Below are 19,544 nucleotides of genomic sequence, written 5' to 3'. Positions count from 1 at the left end.
GTGGGGGAGAGCACCGCGGCGGCGGGGCCGCTGTCGGGCGTGCGGGTGCTGGCGGTGACGAAGGCGTGGTCGGGGCCGCTCGCCGCGTGCGTGCTGGCCGACCTGGGCGCCGACGTCGTCAACGTGGAGCTGCCCGGGTCGCGGGACGGTCAGGTGCCGCCGCTGATCCCGGGCAGCCGGCTGTCGTGGTTCCGCGAGTCGGTGCACCGCAACAAGCGCAGCGTGGCCGCCGACCTGCGCAGCGACGAGGGCCGCGAGACGTTCCTGCGGCTCGTCGCCACCGCCGACATGGTGGTGCAGAACTACATGCCCGGGACGCTCGCGGGCTGGGGCGTCGGGTACGAGGCGTGCCGGGCCGTCCGGCCCGACCTGGTCTTCGTGTCGATCTCCGGGTGGGGGCAGGACGGGCCGAAGGCGCACGCCCCCGCCTACGACCCCGTCGTGCAGGCCGCCGCGGGCTGGATGGCGCTGAACGGGCTGCCCGGCGGGCCGCCCGTCCGCTCCCCGACGTTCATCGCCGACGAGCTGGCGGGGCTGCACGCAGCGATCGGGGCGCTGGCCGCGCTGGCGCACCGCGACCGGACGGGGGAGGGGCAGCACGTCGAGGTCTCCATGCTCGACAGCCTGCTGTTCAGCAGCAGCGGGCTGCCGACCCTCGCCGCCGCGGGGGCGCCCCCGTCCCGGCAGGGCAACGAGACCGACTTCGTGGCGCCGTCCAACGTGTACGCCTGCTCGAACGGCCACCTGTACCTCGCGGTGGCGCTGAACAAGCACTGGCGGCTGCTGGCCGAGGCGATCGGCAGGCCCGAGCTGGGCCGCGCCGCCGGATACCGCACGAACGACGAGCGGCTGGCCAACCGCGACGCGGTCAACGACCTGGTCGCGGAATGGTGCGCGCGCCGCACCGTGGCCGAGGCGCTGGCCGTCCTGGAGGGGGCGGGGCTGGTCGTGGCACCGGTCCGCGACCTCGCCGAGGCCGTCCGGGACCCGCAGGTCGTGGCGCGCGGGACGCTGCGCCCGACGCGGCTCAGCGACGGGACCGTCGCGCCGCTGCTCGCGCCGCCCGCCCGGTTCTCCGCCACCCCGACCTCGATCCGCCGCCCCGCGCCCCGGCCGGGCGCCGACACCGCCGAGGTGCTCGGCGAGCTCGACCGCGCCCCCGCGGCCCCGGAAAAGGGGCGCGGGAAGGCCGCACTTGTAAATAACGACGAAACGCCGCCGGCTCTTTAGTGTTCATGGTGTCGAAAGCGTCCGCAGGGAGGGGTGCGATGTCGGAAAGGCATGGTGTTCTGGTCACCGGCGCTTCGCGCGGCATCGGCCGCGCGATCGCCTTGCGGCTGGCCCGGGAGGGATATGCGGTGGCGGGTTGCCATCGGACGGCCAGCGCCGAGGCCCGGCAGACGGAAAAGGACGTCCAGCAGTTCGGGAACGGCTGCTATCTCGCCGAATGCGACGTGGCCGACCCGGAGGCGGCGGAGGCGTTCATCAGCGCCGCCGAGGACCGGATCGGGCCCATCGACCTGCTGGTCAACAACGCCGGCATCACCCGGGACGCGCCGCTCGTGCTCTCCTCCGACCAGGACTGGGCCACCGTCCTCGCCACCAATCTGTCCGGCACCCGGAACATGTGCCGGGCGATGGCCTTCCGCTTCATGAAGAACCACGGCGGTGCCGTGGTGAACATGTCGTCGGTTGCCGGCGTCTACGGGAACGCGGCGCAGACCGCCTATTCCGCGACGAAGGCCGGAATCATCGGATTCAGTAAATCGCTCGCGAAAGAGGTCGCCGGATACGGGGTTCGGGTGAACGTCGTCGCCCCCGGATTCATCGAGACCGACATGACCGGGGAACTGCCCGAGAAACTGCGGGCGCAGGCCCTTTCCCAGATACCGGTGGGGCGGTTCGGGCGTCCCGAGGACGTCGCCGAGCTGGTCGCGTTCCTGCTGTCGGACCGCGCGTCCTACATCACCGGCCAGGTCTTCCAGGTCGACGGGGGGATCCTGCTGTGACCACCGCCCCCGCACCGCACTGGCGGACCGCGCCCGCCGCGCCGGCGGCCGCGGCGCCCGCCCGGGCCGTCGACGCCTGGTGGGCCGAGCCGATCGACGGCGGCTGGACGATCGCCGCGCGGGTCCGGGTCCGCGGCGACGACCCGAACCTGCGCGGCCACTTCCCCGGCCTGGCCGTCTACCCGGGGATCTTCATGGTGGAGACGCTCTGCCAGGCCGTGGCCCTCGCCGTTCCCGGCGACCCCGCCCTGCGGGTGCTCCGCTCGGTCCGCTTCCTGTCCCCGCTGCTGGACGGCGACGAGCTGCACCTGCAGATCACGGCGACCGAGCGGCCCGGCGGCGGGTGGGACGCCACCGGCACCGGCCGCCGCGTCCGCGACGGCGTCCCGGTGACGCGCCTCACCGCCCTGTTCGGCGCGCCGCCGCCCGTGCCCGACGTCCCGTTCACCAGCCTGGCCGCGGCCGTCCACGACCCCGCCGGGGTGCGCGAGCACACCGCCGTCCGTGCGGCCCTTCCGCAGCGGCATCCGCTGCTGCTCGTCGACCGTGTCCTGGAGTTCGACCCCGGCATCGGCCTCGTCGCGGTGAAGGCGGTCACCGCGAACGAACCGTGCTACGCGGGCGTCCGCGACGGCGCGGACGAGCGCGCGCACCACTACCCGCCGTCCCTCATCATCGAGTCCCTCGGCCAGGCCGCGGCCCTGCTGTGGCTGGACGGCGCGACGCTTCCCGGCGACGGCGCCGTCCTGATGTTCGCGGGCGCCCGGGACTTCTCGTTCGACGGCGCCGTCCTGCCCGGCGACGTGCTGCGCCACCGCGTCCGGCTGGACACCGTGGTCGCCGGCACGGCGTTCGCCACCGGCGAGACGTGGGTGGGGCACCGCCGCGTCGCCGCCGTCCGCAGCCTGATCGCCACCCGGCGCCCGGTGCGTCCCGCCGACCCGGTGCGCCCCCCTGATCCCGCGCCCGCCCTGGGCGCGGACCGCCACGACCGCGACGACGCACGGTCGTCCAAGGAAGGAACGCGATGACGCCGGAAGAGCAGCGGCTCGAGGAGCTGCGCGAGATGGTCGCCGAGGTGCTGGAGGTGGAGCCGGAGGAGCTGACCGACACCGGCGACTTCGTGGAGGACTACGAGGCCGACTCACTGCGTGCCATCGAGATCCTGGCCCGCATCGACAAGGCGTACAAGGTGCAGATCCCGCAGGCCGAGCTGCCGGAGCTGCGCAACCTCAAGGCCGTGCACGCCGCGCTCCTGCGGCACGCGGACCGGCGGGGCTGACCGATGGCGCGCGTCGCGGTGACCGGGCTCGGCCCGGTGTCCAGCATCGGCGTGGGGCGCCGGGCGTTCGCCGGGGCGCTGCGGGCGGGACGGTCCGGGATCTCGCGGATCACGAGCTTCGATCCGTCCGGGTTCCCGCACCAGAACGCCGGCGAGGTCCGCGGCTTCCGGCCGGACGGCCGGCTGCGCCGGCTGGACCCGCGACGCTGGGGGCGGTCCAGCCTGTTCGCCGCGAGCGCGGCGCGGCTGGCCGCCGCCGACGGCGGCCTGGACCCCGGGTCCCTCGACCCGGGCCGGGCGCACGCCGTCATCGGCACCACCAGCGGCGAGTCGGCGGTCGCCGAGGCGCTGACCGCGCAGATCGTCGAGGACGGCTTCGCCGCGCAGGACCCGGCGCTGCTGGCGCAGGTGCCGGCCGGGCGGCTGGCGAACGCGGTCAGCGAGGAGCTCGGCCTGCTCGGCGAGTCGCTCACGATCGCGACGGCGTGCTCGGCCAGCAACTACGCCCTCGGCTACGCCTACGACCTGCTGGTCACCGGCGAGGCCGACGTCGTGCTGGCCGGCGGCGCCGACTCCGTCTGCCGGTGGGCCCACGCCGGGTTCTACCGGCTCGGGGCGCTGGCGGAGCACGCCTGCGCCCCCTTCGACAGGGACCGTTCCGGCATCCTCACCGGGGAGGGCGGGGCCGTGCTGCTCCTGGAGACCTTCGACCACGCGCGGGCGCGCGGCGCCCGCATCCACGCCGAGCTGCTCGGCCACGGGCTGAACTGCGACGCCAGGCATCCGGTCGCGCCCGACACGGCGAGCGTCGCCGAGTGCATGCGGCTCGCGCACCGCAACGCCGGGGTGGCGCCGGGCGACGTCGACTACATCTGCGCCCACGGGACGGGAACGCCCACCAACGACCTGGTGGAGAGCAAGGCCATCCTGGAGGTGTTCGGGGACGACCCGCCGCCGGTCAGCTCCATCAAGTCCATGATCGGGCACACGATGGGCGCGGCCTGCGGGTTCGGCGCGATCGCCGCCGTCCTGGCCATCGACCAGGGGTTCCTGCCGCCCACCATCAACTGGACGACCCCCGACCCCGGCATGCCGGGCATCGACCCGGTGCCGAACACCGCCCGCCGGGCCCGGCCCCGGATCGCGCAGAACGACGGGTTCGCGTTCGGCGGCAACAACGCCATCGTGATGCTGGGAGCGGTCGCGTGACGGGCATCGGCATCGCGGGCTGGAGCGTGCTCACCGGCGGCCCGGCGAAGGTCGCGGAGCTGTACGAGGAGCCGCTGCCCTCGCCTACGGGCCGGGCGGTCGCCGGCTTCGACGTGCGCGCCCGGCTCGGCCGCAAGGGCACCGGCTCCTACGACCGGGTCACCGGGCTCGCCGTCGTCTGCTGCCAGGACGCGCTGCGGGACGCCGGCACCGCCGTCGACGGCGCCGCGCGCACCCGGACCGGGGTCGCCCTCGGCACGACGATGGGCAGCTTCAAGTCCACCAGCGACTACAGCCGCGACACGCTCGTCCAGGAGCGGCCCTACCTCGTCAACCCGCTGCTGTTCCCGAACACGGTGATGAACTGCGCGGCAGGGCAGGTCGCGATCCGGTTCGGGCTGAAGGCCGTCAACGCCACGATCGCCGGCGGGCCGGTCGCGTTCCTGAACGCGGTCCGGTACGCGGGCAACGCGATCGAGCGGGGCTACGCCGACGTGATGCTCACCGGAGCGGCCGAGGAGTTCACCCCGCACCGCGCCTGGGCGTCGCACCTGACCGCCCCGCCCGGCGCGTTCGAGGCGGGGGAGGGCGCCGGGGTGTTCGTGCTGACCGGCCCGCGCGCCCCGTCCTGGGCGGGGGCGCACCGCGCCGCCGAGATCCTCGCGGTCGCGACCGGGTACGGCCCCGGCGGCGATCCGGACGGCCGCGCCCTGGCCGGGTGCGCGGAGCGGGCCCTCGCCCGCGCGCGGATCGCCCCCGCCGACGTGGCCGCCGTGGTCACCGGGGAGGGCGCCGACGCCGACCGCGGCGAGTACGCGCCGGTCGCGCGGGTGCTCGGCCGGAGCCCGGACCGGGTCCCGGCCGGCCGGGACGCCGGGGACTGCGGCGCCGCGACGTCCGCGCTCGGCCTCGGCGCCCTGCTGGCGTCCGGCCGGCTGGACGGCGGCGGCGTCGCGCTGCTCACCGCCCGCGGCGCGGACGGGGCCGCGGGGGTCGCGGTCGTCCGCGGCGGGCCGGACCGGAGGGGGGCCGCCGGTGCCGGCGCTGATCACGGCTAGCGCGGTCCGGACCTGCTTCGGGACCGGCGCCGACACGTTCGCCGCGCTGCTCGCCGGGCGCACCGGGGCCGGGCCGCTGCGGGACGGCGGGCCCGGCGTGCCGGGCGTGACGACCGGCTACCACCTCGTCGACGGCGGCGGCTCGGCGTTCAAGGCGAGCCGCCTGCTCACCGACGTCGTCGCGGAGGCGGTCCGGAGCGCCGGGCTCGACCCCGCGCGCGAGCGGATCGCCGTCCTCGTGGGCACCGGGCTCGGGGAGCTGTCGGCGGTCGAGCGGTGGGCGGTCGACGGGACGGACGTCCCGCCGCGCGCCCTGGACTTCGAGGCGGCCGTCCGGGCGGCGCTGCCCGGCGCCGCCGAGGTGACGACGCTGTCGGGCGCGTGCAGCGCGGGCGGCCACGCCCTCGCGCTCGCCCAGGACCTCGTGGAGCTCGGCGCCGCGGACGCCGTCGTCGCCGCGGCGGCCGACACCGCGACCCGGTCGATGCTCGCCATGATCGGCCGCGTGTCGCCCGTGCCCGCGTCGGCGGTCCGCCCGTTCGACGCCGGACGCGAGGGCGTCCTGCTGGGCGAGGGCGCCGCTGCGGTGGTCGTCGTCCCGGAGCGGCGCCCGTCCGGCCGGCGGCGCGTCCGGCCGCTCGCCCGGCTGCTCGCGACCGGTCTGTCGTGCGACGCGGCCCATCCGACCGCCCCGGACGTCGCCGGCATCGGCCGCGCGATGCGGGACGCGTTCGACCGCGCCGGACGCCGCCCCGCCGAGGTCGGCCTGGTGGTCGCGCACGGGACCGGGACGGCGCTGAACGACCCCGCCGAGTGCCGGGCCCTGCGCGACCTCGGCTGCGCGCCGCTGGTCACCGCCGTGAAGGGGGCGGTCGGGCACACCTCGGGCGCCGCCGCGTTGGTCAACCTGGACGTCGCGGTCCGCTGCCTGGAGGAGGGCGCCGTCCCGCCGGTCGTCGGCCTGCGGACCGTCCTGGACGAGGGCGCGGACGTGCGGTTCGTCCAGGACGGGCCGGCCGCACTGCCGTCCGGGCTCGTCCAGTTGAACGCCTTCGGCTTCGGCGGCGTCAACGCCGTCACGCTTTTGGAGGCCCCCTCATGAACGTCGCGATGACCGGGTGGAGCCTGCACCTGCCGGGCGTGCGCCCGGCCGATGCGCTGGCCGCCCGTTTCGGGACGCCGCCGGGCGCCTGGGCGCGTGCCGATGCGGTTCCGGCGGATCGCGCGGCGGACGTCCTCGGCCGGAAGGGGCTGCTGGGCATGGAGCCCGCGGCGCGGCTCGCGCTGTGCGCGGTGCACCGGGCGCTGGACCTGCCGCCGAAGCACCGTCCGGACGGCCCCGCCGATCCGCGCGCGGCCGTCGTCGCCTGCGGCGACCTCGGCAACGCCGAGGCCGTCGCCCGGGTCGCGCGCGCCGTCGCGACGGAGGGGGCGGCGGCCGCCAGCATCCTGGACGCGCCCAACGTGTCCGGGAACGTGGTCGCCGCCACGGTCGCGATCCGCTTCCGCCTCGGCGGTCCCAACCTGATGGTGTCGTCCGGCCCGGGCTCCGGCGCGCACGGCCTGCGGCTCGCGCTCACCCTGCTGCGCGCCCGCCGCGCCGACCGGGTCGTCCTCGTCGGCGCGGAACCCGGCGACGAGGTCGCAACCGCCCTGCACGCGGCGGGCGACCCCGCGTCGCCCCTCGCCGCCGGAGCCGCCTGCGTCGTCCTCGAAGCCGTGCCGGAGACGGCGCCGCCGGACGGCGCGCGTCTCGAACTGTGCGACCCAGGCGGCGGGGACGCGGTCGCGATCGGGCCCGGCGGGTTCGACACGGCGGCGGAATGGGGCGACCACCACGGAGCCGAGACGGTGGTCGGGCTGGCGCTCGCCGCCCACCTCGTCGCCGACGAGGGGGCCTGCGCGGCGGACGTGCACGGCGCGGCCCGGGTGCGGAGGGCGCGATGACCGTGCCGCTGCACGTCCTGTCGCCCGGCCGGCCCGGCGCCCCGCTGATCGTCTTCGCGCACGGCCTGGAGGACGCCTGGACGAGCTGGGCGCCCCTGGCCCGCCGGCTCGACCGCGGCTGGCGGATGGTCGCGCTGGAGTTGCCGTGGCGCGCCGGCAACGACTACCGCTGGCGGCACCGGCGGCCCGGCGAGTGGCTCGGCGACGGCCTCGACCTCGTCGGCGCCGTCCCCGACGTCCTCGTCGCGCACTCCTTCGGCGCCAACGCGGCGCTGGAGCTGCTGTGCGCGGACGACCCCCGGGCCGGGCGCGCCTCGGCGCTGCTGTGCCCGCTGTACCGGCCGCCCCGGCACCGGTTGACCTGGCGGATGCTCGACCGGTCGCGCAGTACGTTCACGCAGCACATCCGCGACGGCGTGCGGGCCCGCCTCGGGCCCCGGGCCGCGACGCTGAACCCGGCGCTGCTCGACACGATGATGGACCTCGCCGTGGACCGGGTCGGCCCGGCCGGCTTCCTGACGGTGTTCGAGCAGTACGCGGCCACCGCCGACCTGCCGCTGGCGTCGGCGGCGCGGCCCGCCCTCGTCATCGCCGGCGACCAGGACCCCGCCACCTCGGGCGAGGCGGCCCGCGAGCTCGCCGCCGGCATGCCCGGAGCCGAGGCCGTCATCGGCCCCGGCTACGACCACTTCTGCCATCTGCGCCACGCCCCCGCCATCGCCGGCCGGATCGCCCGGCTGGCCCGCGCGGTCCACCCGTCCCCGACGAGAACGGCAGGCAACCCCCGATGACCGCAACCCCGGTAGCACCGACGACCGCCGCGCCGACGGTCGTGCGCGCCCGCCCCGGCTACGAGGGCGCCAACATCCGCACCTGGATCGGCTTCAAGCACTTCATCTACCTGGTCGAGCAGGCCGTCCTGCAGTGGCTGGCCGACCAGGGCGCGGGCGCCCGCACCCTGTTCCTCGAGCACGGGCTCGGCGCGGAGATCGTCGAGTGCTCCGTGCAGCTGCCCGCCGTCCTGGAGATCGACGACGAGGTGACCGCCCGGGTCGCCGCCCGCCCCGACGGCCGCCTCGACGTGCGGCTCACCGTGGTCCGCGACGGCGCCGAGGTGACCGTGCTGCGCGGCAAGGTGACGGTGGCGCTGGTCCGCGAGCGCAAGGCCGACCGGCACCGCCCCGCGCCGCCGGCGCTCGCCGCCCTGGAGACCGCCGAACTGGCGCGTCCGGGCGGCCCCGCCCCCATCCCGCTCCCGCCGGGACGCTCCGTCCGGAGCGCGGTCGGCGCCGACGCGTTCCTGTGGTCGTGGCGGGCGCCCTACTTCTACTGCCACTACACCGACCGCGTGCAGCACTCCGGGTTCGTCCGCGCGCTGGAGGAGGTCGTGGACCGCTTCCTCGCCGACCGCGGCATCTCCGTGGGACGGCTGCTGGAGGAGAGGTCCTGGATCCCCGTCGTGTCGCGCGCCCGGATCGGCCTGCTCGCCCCGGCGCGCATGGAGGAGACCGTGCACACCGTCTTCACGGTCGTGGACATCCTGCGCGGCGTGATGTTCGACGCCCGGATGGACTGCTACGTCCAGCGCGGCGACCGGCTCGTCCCCGTCGCCACGGCGAGCATCCTGCACGGCTACGCGATCGCCGCGGGCGAGGGCGCGGGCGGCCTCGCCGAGCTGGACGACGCCACCGTCGCGGCGCTGACCGGGGGCGGACGATGACGCGGCCGGCGGCGCGGACGGGGAAGCCGGCACGGACCCGGCGGCCCCGGCTCTACTTCTCCTTCCGCAGCCCCTACAGCTGGCTGACGGTCCACCGCCTCCTGGAAGAGGCGCCCGACGCCTTCGAGACGTTCGACCTGTTCCCCTACTGGGACCCGGACGAGCGGACCTGCGAGCTGCTGCGCGAGCGCGGCGGCGAGTTCCACTACGTGCAGATGAGCCGCGCGAAGCACCTGTACATGCTGCTCGACACCAAGCGGACGGCCGAGCGCGCCGGGCTGGCCATGGCGTGGCCCGTCGACGTCGACCCGTGGTGGGAGCCGCCGCACCTGGCCTGGCTGCTGGCCCGCCGCCGCGGCCTGGCCCGCCCGTTCTACGAGGCGGTCGTCCGGGCCCGGTGGGGACGCGGCGACGACATCTGCGACCCGTCCGTCGTCCGCGCCGCCGCCGCCGAGGCGGGCCTCGACCCGGACGACGCCGCGGCCGCGCCCGACGACCCGTCCATCCGGGCCGAGGCCGCCGACTGCCTCTACCAGGCGTACCTCGACGACGTGTTCGGCATCCCCTACCTGAAGTGGGGCCGGCACCGGTTCTGGGGCTACGACCGCCTGGACGCCTTTCTGGAGACCTGGAGACCGGCGCTCGAAGGGAGCACCACATGACCGAGACGCCCGCGCACGTCCGGCCCCGGACCGGCACCGCGCCGCACGACACGCCGCATGACGCGCCCCGGACCATGCCTGAGGCCGGGCCGGACGAGCCGGACCCGTGGGAGGGCATCCCCGCCGAACTGCTGGACGGCGGCCGCGCCTACGACGTCGACACCGCGGGGGGCTGCGGATGAGGACCGCCCCGCCCGCGGGGGAGCGGCGCGCCCCGCGCCGGCCCGAGCGGAGCCCGGACGAGGAGCGGCTGTACCGCAAGCAGCGGCTCGCCGCCGCGCTGCGGCTGTTCGCCCGGTTCGGGTTCGCCGAGGGCGCGGGCGGCCACATCACCGTCCGCGACCCGGAGCACCCCGACCGGTTCTGGATCAACCCGTTCGGCGTCGACTTCGGTCACGTGCGGGTCAGCGACCTGCTGCTGGTCGACGCCGACGGGACGGTCCTGCACGGCGAGGGGAGCGTGAACCCGGCCGGGTACGCGATCCACTCGCGCGTGCACGCGGCCCGCCCGGACGTGGTGGCCGCCGCGCACTCCCACTCGGTGCACGGCCGGGCCTGGTCCGCGCTGGGCCGCCTCCTGGACCCGCTCACCCAGGACGCGTGCGCCTTCTTCGAGGACCACGCGGTGTACCGCGAGTTCGGCGGGGTCGTCCTGGACGCCGAGGAGGGCGACCGGGTCGCCGCGAGCCTCGGCACCGGGAAGGCCGTCGTCCTGGCCAACCACGGGCTGCTGACCGTCGGCGGAACGGTCCAGGAGGCCGCCTGGTGGTTCGTGTCCATGGAGCGGTGCTGCCAGATCCAGCTGCTGGCCGAGGCGGCGGGCGTCCCCGTCCCGATCCCCCCCGAGACGGCCCGGGAGACCCGCGCGCACATGGGCTCTCCCGCGATGGGGCGGCTCAATTTCCGGCCGCTGTACGCCGACATCGTCCGGGCAGAGCCCGGCCTGCTGGAGTAGGAGACCTTCGCCCATGCCCACGCTGCTGAACCGACACATCGACCGGGACGGCTCCGGGATCGCGCTCGCCGGCGAGGGCGGCGCGGCGCTCACCTGGAGCGGGCTCGGCGAGCGGGTCGACCGCTGGAGGGACGTGCTCGCCCGCGCCGGCCTCGGCGAGGGCGACCGGGTCGCCGCCGTCGTCGGCAACCGGCCCGAGGCGTTCGAGCTGCTGCTGGCGTGCCTGCACGGCGGCCTCGTGCTGGTGCCGGTGAACTGGCACCTGACCGCCCCGGAGATCCGCCACATCCTCGCCGACTCCGGCAGCCGCGCCCTGGTCGCCGAACCCGCCTACGCGGCGACGGCGGCCGAGGCGCGCACCGAGGGCTGCGCGCTGGGGATCGTCCTCGGCGACCGGGACCGGGACGGGTTCGCGGCCGCCGAGCCGCTGCTGGCCGCCGCCGATCCCGCCGGTCCCGGACGGCAGTCGTGCGGATCGACGATGCTCTACACCTCCGGTACCACCGGCAAGCCCAAGGGCGTCGTCAACAACCTCTTCACGGTCGGGGCCCCGTTCGAGAAGGTCGACCGGCTCACCCGCTACGCCCGGACGGTCCTCGGCGTCCCCGCGGGGGAGCGGGTGATGCTCGACGGCCCCTGGTACCACTCGGCGCAACTGTTCTTCTCGCTGCTCTCGCTGCTGCAGGGGTCCCGGCTGGTGGTCCGGCGCCGCTTCGACCCGGCCGCCACGCTGCGCACCATCGACCGGGAGCAGATCACCGCCGTCCACCTGGTGCCGACCCAGTTCGTCCGGCTGCTACGGCTGGACGAGGAGACGCGCCGGGCGTTCTCCGGCGCGAGCCTGCGGCGGGTGTGGCACGGCGGCGGGCCCTGCCCGGCCGAGGTGAAGCGCGCGATGATCGACTGGTGGGGGCCGGTGCTCGTGGAGTACTACGGCGCCACCGAGGGCGGCGCCGTCACCCTCATCGACTCCGACGAGTGGCTGCGCCGTCCCGGCAGCGTGGGCCGCGCCGTGCCCGCCTACGAACTGCTGGTCGTCGGCCCGGACGGCGCGCCGCTGCCGCCCGGCCGGGAGGGGCGCGTCTTCGTCCGCCGCAAGGTCGGCCGGAGCTTCAGCTACCACAACGACCCGGACAAGACCCGCAAGGCGCACCTCGCGCCCGACACCTTCACGTTCGGCGAGCTCGGCCGCCTCGACGAGGACGGCCACCTCTACCTCACCGGCCGGGAGCAGGACATGATCGTCACCGGCGGGGTCAACGTCTATCCCGCCGAGGTGGAGGCGGCGCTGATCGCCCACCCGGGCGTCCGCGACGTCGCCGTGGTCGGGCTGCCCGACCCGGAGTTCGGCGAGCGGGTCGTCGCGGTCGTGGAGCCCGCCCCGGGCACCGGCTCCGACCTCGCAGTCCGGCTGGACCGGCACTGCCGCACCCGGCTCGCCGGGTTCAAGGCCCCCCGCACCTACCACTTCGTCGATACGCTGCCGCGCGAGCCCACCGGGAAGCTCCGCCGGGACGCGCTGCGCCTCGGCGACCTGCCCGGGACGGCCGCATGAGCGCCCGGGACATCGCCCATCCCGCCACCTACGCCGCCGGCGTCCCGTACGCGGAGTTCGCGCGGCGGCGCCGGGAGGAGCCCGTCGGCCGGGTGGAGGAGCCGCTGCTCGTCCGGCACAGCAGCGCCGGGCGGATCGCCCAGCGCGGCACCGGGTACTGGGCCGTCATGTCCCACGCGGCGGTGCAGGAGGCGTCGCGGCGGCCCGAGGTGTTCTCCTCGGCCGCGAAGGGCGCCTTCCTCACCGACCCGCGCAGCCGCGCCGACCTCGTCCAGGCCCGGCAGCTGCTGGTGAACATGGACGCGCCGGAGCATCTGCGGCTGCGCCGGCTCATCACCGCGGTGTTCACGCCGCGGGCCGTGCGGGCGCTCGCCGGGTCGGTCCGCGCGCACGCCGCGGCGCTGGCCGAGCGGGCGGCGGCGGCGGAGCGGTTCGACGCGGTCGCCGACCTCGCCGCCGAGCTGCCGCTGCTGGTGCTCGCGGGCCTGCTCGGCGTGGACGAGGCCGACCGGCACCTGCTCTACCGGTGGAGCAACAACCTCGTCGGCTTCGACGACCCCGAGTACGGCGGCGGCGACATCGACGTCTACCGGGCGACGTTCGCGGAGGCGTTCGGGTACGCCCTGCGGCTCCGGGCGCGGCGGCGCGCGGAGCCGGCCGGCGACCTGATCGGCCGGCTCGCCGCGGCGGACCTGTCCGACCGCGAGTTCTGCAACTTCTGGCTGCTGCTGGTGGTCGCGGGGAACGAGACCACCCGGCACCTGATCTCGGGCTCGCTGCAGGCCCTGGCCGCCTTCCCCGAGCAGCGGGACGCCCTGGCGGCCGGGGAGGTGCCGATGGCGGACGCCGTGGAGGAGCTGATCCGGTGGGTGACGCCCATCATGCAGTTCCGGCGCACCGCCACCCGGGACACCGAGCTGGCCGGGGCGCGGATCCGCGGCGGCGACAAGGTCGTCCTGTACTACGCGTCCGCGAACCGGGACGAGGCGGTCTTCACCGCCCCGGACCGGCTCGACCTGTCCCGCCGGCCCAACCCGCACCTGGCGTTCGGCGTCGGGCCGCACTTCTGCCTGGGCGCCCATCTCGCCCGGCTGGAGCTGGCCGAGCTGCTCACCGCGCTGCGCCCGCACCTCCGCCGGTTCGAGCCGGTGGGGCCGGCGGTGCGGCTGGAGTCGAACTTCGTCAACGGCGTGAAGTCCCTCCCGGCGCGGTTCGCGCCCCGCTGACCGGCGGCGGCACCGCCCGGCCCGCGACCAGGCGGACGAAGGACCAGGCGAACGAGAATCCAGGCGAGCGAAAGGGGAGCGAGGCCCTCGGCCTCGCTCCCCTTCCCCCGTCCGGTGACTCCGTCGTCACCCGGCGGGCGTCGGCTGCGGCGGGGTGCCGCTCTTCAGCACCCGGTAGATCATCTCCGGGCTCATCAGCGCGTCCGCCGGGTCCACCAGGCCCGCCACCCGCATGAACGCCCGGGTGACCTGCCCGTCCTTGGTCGCCGCCGACTGCAGCAGCGCCATGTAGGCGTTCGCCATCTGCAGCTCGGGCGGCCGCGGGCCCTCCACCTCGGGGAAGGCGAGGTCGCCGCCCGCCGAGATCTGCCACGGCGCCTCGATGACCCCGGCGATGTCCTTCAGGAAGGGCAGCGGCTCGGGGATACCGCGCTCCAGGTGCGAGCGGAGCGTCAGCGCCTCCAGCGCCGCGACCGTCATGCCCTGCCCGTAGACCGGGTTGAAGCTGCACGCCGCGTCCCCGAGGACGATGAACCGGTCCGGGAAGCTCTCCAGCTCCTCGTAGCGGCGCCGCACGCTCGCCGGGTAGCGGAAGGCGACGGGCTCGTCCAGCGGCTCGGCGTCCTTGACGGCGTCGTGGACGTCCGGGACGGGCAGCGACCGCAGCCACGCGTCGAAGCCCTCGTCGTCGGTCGGCGCGCTGTCGCCCAGCACCCCGGTGAGCGACACGATCGACCGGCCGTGCCCGACCCGGGAGAAGAACGCCCCCCGCGGCGTCGCGGGCGTGGAGACGGGGTTGATGGACAGGTCCCCGTTCAGGATCGACTCGTCCGGCAGCCGGTAGTGCCGGGTGGTGTAGCTCAGGTCGATCTTGATGCGCTCCTCGCGCGGCCGGGCGTGGCCCATCTCCTCGAGCCAGGCCGGCGTGCGGGAACCGCGCCCGGTGGCGTCCACCACCAGGTCGGCCTCGACGACCTCCGGCTCGGCGTCGCCGTGCTGGACCCGCACCCCGGTGACCCGCCGGCCGTCCGCCGTCGCCGTCGGCCCGAGGATGTCGTACTCCTCCATGAACCGGACGTTCGGCCGCTCCTGCACGCCGTCCCGGACGTGGGCCTCCAGGACGGGCCGGTCGGTCGACACGCAGATGCACCCGGTCGCGGCCGGGCGGAGCCGCTTGCCGTTGAAGAACCAGCGCAGCTCGCCGAGGTCCCCGGTCGGGATGCCCGCCGCCACGGCCCGCTCGGTGAAACCGGGGAACAGCTCCTCGAGGATCTGCTGCCCGCGGGCGAGCAGCCCGTGCACGTGCCTCCCCTGCGGGACGCCGCGCCGGGCCTCCGTCACCCCCGTGAGCCGGTCCCGGTCGACCACCACCACCTCGTCGAAGGCGTCCGCGAGCACCCGGGCCGCCAGCAGCCCCGCCATGCTCCCGCCGAGTACCACGGCCCGCCTGCCCACGGACCCGTCACTTGCGCTCACCGTCATCTCCCGGAAGGTAGGAAGCCGTCGCTCACCGCGCGTCGCGCGGGGTGTTCTGGTAGGCGGCGAGCCGCCACGTCCCCTCCTGCTTCACCAGCAGCCAGGACGCGCGGATGGCGCGCTCGTCCGAGGGCTCGGTCTCGCCCGGCGCGAGGACGCCGCCGTGCGTGATGAGCAGCCCCACCGTGTCGCTGAGCAGCCGGACGTGCAGCGGCGTCCCGGTCACCCGGGTGCCCTTCAGGTCGTTCTCGAACGCGGCCGCCATGAACCCGGCGATCTCCGCGCGCCCTTCCCGGAACACACCCGGAAGGATCATGGTGCCGTCCTCGGTGAACACCTCGGCGAACGCGCCGGCGTCGTGCGCCGCCCAGGCCTCGACGACGCGCGCCGGGACGGCCGCCAGGGCGGCCTGCTCGGTGGAACTGGATGACGTGCTCGTGGTCATGTGCGGTCCTTTTCTGCCGGTGCCCGGTCAATTCCCTGAGCACGGTCCCGTGCTCGCATTCCGACAATCCCACCGCGACCGTCCGGCGGCCATCTTCCGGCTTGCGCCATGGCTCTTTCTCCGCAATTCCTCGGAAGCATTCCAGAAGATGGCGGGCGGGCGTGCGCGATGTGAGGATCCGAAGGAATGCAATGCGGGAATCCGAGCGTTGGGAGGAAAGGGTGACAATCACCGAAGCGCCATCGCGCGCGGAGCTGGTGGCCGCCGCGCGGAACACGGTGCCGGCGCTGCGCGAGCACGCGCCGTGGAGCGAGCGGAACGGACGGCTGCACGACGACGCGGTCGCGGCGCTGGCGGAGGCGGGGATGTTCCGGCTCCGGCTCCCGGCGCGCTACGGCGGGTTCGAGAGCGACGCCCGCACCGTCGTGGACGCGGTCGCCGAGCTGGCCGCCGGCGACGGCTCCGCCGCCTGGGTCGTCGGGGTCAACGCCATCACCACCTGGATGGCCGCGCTGCTGCCCGACGAGGTCCAGGACGAGGTGTTCGCGACCCCGGACGTGCGGCTGTGCGGCACGCTCAGCCCGACCGGCATGGGCGTCCCCGCGGACGGCGGCCTCGTCCTGAACGGCAAGTGGGGGTTCATCAGCGGCGCCCCGCACAGCCACTGGCAGGTCGTCATCGCGGTCGCGCCCGCGCCCGGCGGCGACTTCTGGCCGGTGATGGCGGTCGTCCCGATGAGCGACCTCACGACGGTCGACGACTGGGACACCTCCGGGCTGCGCGGGACGGGCTCGGTGAGCACCGTCGCGGAGAACGTCTTCGTGCCCGAGCGGCGGATCCTGCCGCTGCCGCTGGTCCTCGCCGGCCAGTACGCGTCGCGGGCCAACGCCGCGTCGCCGGTGTGGCGGGCGCCGCTGCTGCCGACCGCGTCGGTCCTGTCGGTCGGCACGGCCGTCGGACTCGCCGCGGCGGCGAAGGCCGAGTTCCTCGACCGGCTGCCCACCCGCAAGATCACCTACACGTCGTACGAGGAGCAGAGCGAGGCGCCGGTCACGCACCTGCAGCTCGCGGACGCGGCGATGCGGATCGACGAGGCGTTCTTCCACGCGCACCGGCTCGCCGACCTGGTCGACTCCAAGGGCGCTTCGGGGGCCCCGTGGAACGCCGAGGAGCGCGCGGTCGCCCGCGCCGACATGGGCCGCGCCGTCCGGCTCGCCAAGCAGGCCGTGGACCTGCTGGCGGGCGCGAGCGGCGGGTCTTCCATCTACAGCTCCGTGCCGATCCAGCGGATCCTGCGCGACGTCCAGGCGATCACGACGCACGCGCTGATGAACCCCGACACCAACGACGAGCTGTACGGCCGGGTGCTGTGCGGCCTGGAGCCCAACACCCTGTACTTCTGACCGCGCCCCCTTCCTGGACCGTCGCCGGTGGCCTCCGCCGGCGGCGGTCCTCGTCGTCGTGGCGGGGCGCGGGCCGGAACAGGGCACGGACTGGAGCGGGGCACGGGAAAGCGCCGGCCGCTCCGGGTGGGGCGGCCGGCGCGCGGTGCGCGGCGGGACGCGCCGGTCAGCGCCGTCCCGAGCCGGCCGGGACGGTCAGCCGCACCGGGAGCGTCCGGTGCCCGTTCATGATGAACGTCGGCAGCGGGGTCAGCTCCTCGGAGGGCACCGCCAGCTCCAGGTCGGGGAAGCGGCGGAACAGCGTCGACAGGCCGACCTCGGCGACCATCCGGGCCACCCCGGCGCCCAGGCAGTAGTGCGGGCCGTGCCCGAACGACAGGTGCTCCTTGTCCGCCCGGGTGACGTCGAAGACGTCCGCGTCGCCGCCGTGCAGGGCCGGGTCGCGGCCCACCGCGCTGTAGTTGACCAGGATCGGGTCGCCCTTCGGGATCGTGACCCCGTCCAGCTCGATGTCCTCGACCGCGTACCGCAGCGGCAGGTGCGCCAGCGGCGACTCGACCCGCAGCGTCTCGTCGATGACGTCCGCCCAGGACGCCCGGCCCGACGTCACCAGCGCGCGCTGCTCCGGATGGGTCAGCAGCGCGGTGATCGCGTTGTCGAAGAAGTTGATCGTGGTCTCCGAGCCGGCGCCGAGGATCGCGAAGATCGTGTCGGTCAGCTCCGCCTCGCTGAGCCGCGACCCGTCCTCGTCCCGGGCGGCGATGAGGTCGCTGGTGATGTCCTCGCCGGGCTCGCGGCGCTTCGCCTCGATCAGCTCGGCCATCGCGCCGCGCCATCCGGCCAGCACCGCCTGCGCCTGCTCGGGCGTGACGGTGGTGTCCACCATCATGTCGATGACCGTCGCGGTCTTCGCGCGGGCCTCCTCCGACATCCCGATCAGGTCCGCGACCAGCCGGGCCGGCAGCGGGTAGGCGAACCGCTCCCGCAGGTCGACGACCTCGCCGGGGCCCGCCTGGGCGAGCCCGTCGAGCAGCTGGCCGGTCAGCTCGACCACGCGCGGCCGGATCGCCTCGGTGCGGCGCGGCGTGAACGCCTTGCCGACCAGGCGCCGCAGCCGGACGTGGTCCTTGCCGTAGGCGGTCACCATGTTGTCCATGGCGATCCAGCTGATCATCTCCCAGTCCGGGGGGATCTCGCCGTTGATGAACGCGGGCCAGTGGTTGCGGGCGCTCTTGGTCACCCGCGGGTCGGCCAGCAGCCTCTTGATCACCGAGTGCCGGTTGACGGACCAGGCGAGCACCCCGCCGGGCAGCTCGATCTGCACCGCCTCCCCCTGCGCGCGCAGCAGGGCGGCCTCGCCGTGGATGTCCCGGCCTGTGGTGTCCAGCTTGAAGGGGCAGCCGTCGTGCATGGGATCTCTCCTCACTTGAGCGTGCGCAGGAAGGCGCGGACGTCCTCGACGAGCAGCCCCGGCTGCTCCAGCGCGGCGAAGTGCCCGCCGCGGTCGAACTCCGTCCAGTGCGTGATCGTCGGCAGGTCCCGCTCGGCGAGCCGGCGGACCGGGACGAAGATGTCGTGCGGGAACACCGCGACGCCGACCGGGACGGGGACCGGCGGCGGCTGCACTCCGGACGCCGCCTGGGCGACCGCCGCGGCGCCCTCGTAGTAGAAGTTCGCCGCCGAGTGCGCGGTGCGGGTGAACCAGTAGATCGCCACGTTGGTGAGGATCCGGTCGCGGTCGACGGCGTCCTCCGGGCGCCCGCCCGGGTCCGTCCACTCGGCGAACTTCTCCACGATCCACGCCAGGTGCCCGACCGGGGAGTCGTCCAGCGCGTACGACAGGGTCCGCGGCCGCGTGGCCATCACCTTCATGTACGCCGACAGCTCCGCGTCGAACCGGGCCAGCCTGCCGAGGCGCGCCTGGTCGTCCGGGCCGAGGCCGGCCAGCTCCGCCGGGTCGCCGGACGGGAAGGCCATCAGCATGTTGACGTGCACGCCGATGACGTGGTCGGGGTCGCAGCGGCCGACCTGCAGGGAGATCGGCGAGCCGGCGTCCCCGCCCTGCGCGGCGTAGGAGGTGTAGCCGAGCCTGCGCATCAGCTCCGCCCACGCGGCGGCGATCCGCGGCACGTCCCAGCCGGTGTCGCGCAGCGGCGCCGAGAACCCGTAGCCGGGCAGCGACGGGATCACCAGGTGGAACGCGTCGGCGGGGTCCCCGCCGTGCGCCCGAGGATCGCTGAGCGGGCCGATGACGTCGAGGAACTCCGCGACGGACCCGGGCCAGCCGTGCGTCAGCAGCAGCGGACGGGCGTCCGGCTCCGGCGAGCGGACGTGCAGGAAGTGGACGGTCGCGCCGTCGATCTCGGTGGTGAACTGCGGGTACCGGTTCAGCTCCGCCTCGGCGGCGCGCCAGTCGAAGCCGGTCCGCCAGTACTCGGCCAGGTCGCGCAGGTAGCCGAGCGGCACGCCGCGGTCCCAGCCGGGGCCGCCGAGGTCGTCGGGCCACCGGGTGGCGGCGATCCGGCGGTGCAGGTCGTCCAGCTCCGCCTGCGGGATGTCGATCCGGAAGGAACGCATGACTGTCCCATCTGCTGTGG

At 75.3% G+C, this 19,544-nt stretch carries 20 protein-coding genes; 16 read left to right on the top strand and 4 right to left on the bottom strand.

The window, feature by feature from the left end:
• Genes AB0C21_RS28195 through AB0C21_RS28125 form a run of 15 tightly spaced genes read left to right on the top strand, consistent with a single transcriptional unit; the run spans window position 1 to window position 13,623 of the window.
• On the top strand, window positions 1-1,230 hold the full coding sequence (locus tag AB0C21_RS28195; RefSeq protein ID WP_500208242.1) for a CaiB/BaiF CoA transferase family protein: 1,230 nt from the start codon (window positions 1-3) through the stop codon (window positions 1,228-1,230).
• A 38-nt stretch (window positions 1,231-1,268) separates the two neighbouring features.
• A complete protein-coding gene (fabG, locus tag AB0C21_RS28190; protein WP_132196019.1) occupies window positions 1,269-2,009 on the top strand; it encodes a 3-oxoacyl-[acyl-carrier-protein] reductase in 741 nt (246 codons plus the stop codon).
• Entirely contained in the window at window positions 2,006-3,040 is a 1,035-nt protein-coding gene (locus AB0C21_RS28185; protein WP_500208240.1) for a 3-hydroxyacyl-ACP dehydratase FabZ family protein, read from the top strand. The genes fabG and AB0C21_RS28185 overlap by 4 nt, the downstream gene beginning before the upstream one ends.
• On the top strand, window positions 3,037-3,291 hold the full coding sequence (locus tag AB0C21_RS28180; protein ID WP_132196017.1) for an acyl carrier protein: 255 nt from the start codon (window positions 3,037-3,039) through the stop codon (window positions 3,289-3,291). The genes AB0C21_RS28185 and AB0C21_RS28180 overlap by 4 nt, the downstream gene beginning before the upstream one ends.
• A gap of 3 nt (window positions 3,292-3,294) precedes the next feature.
• Window positions 3,295-4,500 carry a beta-ketoacyl-[acyl-carrier-protein] synthase family protein gene (locus tag AB0C21_RS28175; RefSeq protein ID WP_500208238.1) on the top strand — a complete coding sequence of 402 codons (1,206 nt, stop codon included), beginning with the start codon at window positions 3,295-3,297 and terminating at the stop codon, window positions 4,498-4,500.
• Window positions 4,497-5,558: a beta-ketoacyl synthase N-terminal-like domain-containing protein gene (locus AB0C21_RS28170; protein WP_500208236.1), complete on the top strand. Its 1,062-nt coding sequence runs from the start codon at window positions 4,497-4,499 to the stop codon at window positions 5,556-5,558. Before AB0C21_RS28175 ends, AB0C21_RS28170 begins: the two co-directional genes overlap by 4 nt.
• On the top strand, window positions 5,536-6,660 hold the full coding sequence (locus AB0C21_RS28165) for a beta-ketoacyl synthase N-terminal-like domain-containing protein (protein WP_500208234.1): 1,125 nt from the start codon (window positions 5,536-5,538) through the stop codon (window positions 6,658-6,660). The genes AB0C21_RS28170 and AB0C21_RS28165 overlap by 23 nt, the downstream gene beginning before the upstream one ends.
• Window positions 6,657-7,505 carry a beta-ketoacyl synthase N-terminal-like domain-containing protein gene (locus tag AB0C21_RS28160; RefSeq protein WP_500208232.1) on the top strand — a complete coding sequence of 283 codons (849 nt, stop codon included), beginning with the start codon at window positions 6,657-6,659 and terminating at the stop codon, window positions 7,503-7,505. Before AB0C21_RS28165 ends, AB0C21_RS28160 begins: the two co-directional genes overlap by 4 nt.
• Window positions 7,502-8,296 (top strand): alpha/beta fold hydrolase, encoded by a 795-nt coding sequence (locus AB0C21_RS28155; protein WP_500208230.1) that lies wholly within the window; start codon window positions 7,502-7,504, stop codon window positions 8,294-8,296. The genes AB0C21_RS28160 and AB0C21_RS28155 overlap by 4 nt, the downstream gene beginning before the upstream one ends.
• On the top strand, window positions 8,293-9,225 hold the full coding sequence (locus AB0C21_RS28150; protein ID WP_500208228.1) for a hypothetical protein: 933 nt from the start codon (window positions 8,293-8,295) through the stop codon (window positions 9,223-9,225). The genes AB0C21_RS28155 and AB0C21_RS28150 overlap by 4 nt, the downstream gene beginning before the upstream one ends.
• Window positions 9,222-9,887 (top strand): 2-hydroxychromene-2-carboxylate isomerase, encoded by a 666-nt coding sequence (locus tag AB0C21_RS28145; RefSeq protein WP_500208227.1) that lies wholly within the window; start codon window positions 9,222-9,224, stop codon window positions 9,885-9,887. Before AB0C21_RS28150 ends, AB0C21_RS28145 begins: the two co-directional genes overlap by 4 nt.
• Entirely contained in the window at window positions 9,884-10,069 is a 186-nt protein-coding gene (locus AB0C21_RS28140) for a hypothetical protein (RefSeq protein ID WP_500208225.1), read from the top strand. The genes AB0C21_RS28145 and AB0C21_RS28140 overlap by 4 nt, the downstream gene beginning before the upstream one ends.
• Complete coding sequence (locus AB0C21_RS28135; protein ID WP_500208224.1) at window positions 10,066-10,842, top strand: class II aldolase/adducin family protein; 777 nt, start codon at window positions 10,066-10,068, stop codon at window positions 10,840-10,842. Before AB0C21_RS28140 ends, AB0C21_RS28135 begins: the two co-directional genes overlap by 4 nt.
• 13 nt (window positions 10,843-10,855) lie before the next feature.
• Window positions 10,856-12,397 carry an AMP-binding protein gene (locus tag AB0C21_RS28130; protein ID WP_500208223.1) on the top strand — a complete coding sequence of 514 codons (1,542 nt, stop codon included), beginning with the start codon at window positions 10,856-10,858 and terminating at the stop codon, window positions 12,395-12,397.
• Window positions 12,394-13,623: a cytochrome P450 gene (locus AB0C21_RS28125; RefSeq protein ID WP_500208222.1), complete on the top strand. Its 1,230-nt coding sequence runs from the start codon at window positions 12,394-12,396 to the stop codon at window positions 13,621-13,623. The genes AB0C21_RS28130 and AB0C21_RS28125 overlap by 4 nt, the downstream gene beginning before the upstream one ends.
• A 126-nt stretch (window positions 13,624-13,749) precedes the next feature.
• On the opposite strand, the gene AB0C21_RS28120 is transcribed toward AB0C21_RS28125, so the two are convergent.
• Complete coding sequence (locus AB0C21_RS28120; protein ID WP_500208220.1) at window positions 13,750-15,105, bottom strand: FAD-dependent oxidoreductase; 1,356 nt, start codon at window positions 15,103-15,105, stop codon at window positions 13,750-13,752.
• Window positions 15,106-15,130: 25 nt separating this feature from the next.
• The gene (locus tag AB0C21_RS28115) at window positions 15,131-15,544 is read right to left on the bottom strand and encodes an SgcJ/EcaC family oxidoreductase (protein WP_500208219.1); all 414 of its coding nucleotides are present in this window, start codon (window positions 15,542-15,544) and stop codon (window positions 15,131-15,133) included.
• A 221-nt stretch (window positions 15,545-15,765) separates the two neighbouring features.
• Between AB0C21_RS28115 and AB0C21_RS28110 the strand changes: the two genes are divergently transcribed.
• Window positions 15,766-16,947, top strand: a complete 1,182-nt coding sequence (locus AB0C21_RS28110) for an acyl-CoA dehydrogenase family protein (RefSeq protein WP_500208218.1) — start codon at window positions 15,766-15,768, stop codon at window positions 16,945-16,947.
• Window positions 16,948-17,113: 166 nt separating this feature from the next.
• On the opposite strand, the gene AB0C21_RS28105 is transcribed toward AB0C21_RS28110, so the two are convergent.
• On the bottom strand, window positions 17,114-18,358 hold the full coding sequence (locus AB0C21_RS28105) for a cytochrome P450 family protein (RefSeq protein ID WP_500208217.1): 1,245 nt from the start codon (window positions 18,356-18,358) through the stop codon (window positions 17,114-17,116).
• An 11-nt stretch (window positions 18,359-18,369) separates the two neighbouring features.
• Window positions 18,370-19,524, bottom strand: a complete 1,155-nt coding sequence (locus tag AB0C21_RS28100) for an epoxide hydrolase family protein (RefSeq protein WP_500208216.1) — start codon at window positions 19,522-19,524, stop codon at window positions 18,370-18,372.
• Window positions 19,525-19,544: the final 20 nt, after the last annotated feature.

This window comes from Spirillospora sp. NPDC049024 (assembly GCF_040649235.1).
Lineage (GTDB): Bacteria > Actinomycetota > Actinomycetes > Streptosporangiales > Streptosporangiaceae > Spirillospora.
This window is presented reverse-complemented; position numbering and strand designations above follow the sequence as displayed.

What these genes read in the sequence shown, in the direction of transcription:
- AB0C21_RS28125 (WP_500208222.1), top strand. Translation starts at nt 12,394, where the DNA reads ATGAGCGCCCGGGACATCGCCCATCCCGCCACCTACGCCGCCGGCGTC.
- AB0C21_RS28175 (WP_500208238.1), top strand. Translation starts at nt 3,295, where the DNA reads ATGGCGCGCGTCGCGGTGACCGGGCTCGGCCCGGTGTCCAGCATCGGC.
- fabG (WP_132196019.1), top strand. Translation starts at nt 1,269, where the DNA reads ATGTCGGAAAGGCATGGTGTTCTGGTCACCGGCGCTTCGCGCGGCATC.
- AB0C21_RS28150 (WP_500208228.1), top strand. Translation starts at nt 8,293, where the DNA reads ATGACCGCAACCCCGGTAGCACCGACGACCGCCGCGCCGACGGTCGTG.
- AB0C21_RS28145 (WP_500208227.1), top strand. Translation starts at nt 9,222, where the DNA reads ATGACGCGGCCGGCGGCGCGGACGGGGAAGCCGGCACGGACCCGGCGG.
- AB0C21_RS28180 (WP_132196017.1), top strand. Translation starts at nt 3,037, where the DNA reads ATGACGCCGGAAGAGCAGCGGCTCGAGGAGCTGCGCGAGATGGTCGCC.
- AB0C21_RS28105 (WP_500208217.1), bottom strand. Translation starts at nt 18,358, where the DNA reads ATGCACGACGGCTGCCCCTTCAAGCTGGACACCACAGGCCGGGACATC.
- AB0C21_RS28140 (WP_500208225.1), top strand. Translation starts at nt 9,884, where the DNA reads ATGACCGAGACGCCCGCGCACGTCCGGCCCCGGACCGGCACCGCGCCG.
- AB0C21_RS28155 (WP_500208230.1), top strand. Translation starts at nt 7,502, where the DNA reads ATGACCGTGCCGCTGCACGTCCTGTCGCCCGGCCGGCCCGGCGCCCCG.
- AB0C21_RS28120 (WP_500208220.1), bottom strand. Translation starts at nt 15,105, where the DNA reads ATGACGGTGAGCGCAAGTGACGGGTCCGTGGGCAGGCGGGCCGTGGTA.
- AB0C21_RS28135 (WP_500208224.1), top strand. Translation starts at nt 10,066, where the DNA reads ATGAGGACCGCCCCGCCCGCGGGGGAGCGGCGCGCCCCGCGCCGGCCC.
- AB0C21_RS28130 (WP_500208223.1), top strand. Translation starts at nt 10,856, where the DNA reads ATGCCCACGCTGCTGAACCGACACATCGACCGGGACGGCTCCGGGATC.
- AB0C21_RS28100 (WP_500208216.1), bottom strand. Translation starts at nt 19,524, where the DNA reads ATGCGTTCCTTCCGGATCGACATCCCGCAGGCGGAGCTGGACGACCTG.
- AB0C21_RS28115 (WP_500208219.1), bottom strand. Translation starts at nt 15,544, where the DNA reads ATGACCACGAGCACGTCATCCAGTTCCACCGAGCAGGCCGCCCTGGCG.
- AB0C21_RS28160 (WP_500208232.1), top strand. Translation starts at nt 6,657, where the DNA reads ATGAACGTCGCGATGACCGGGTGGAGCCTGCACCTGCCGGGCGTGCGC.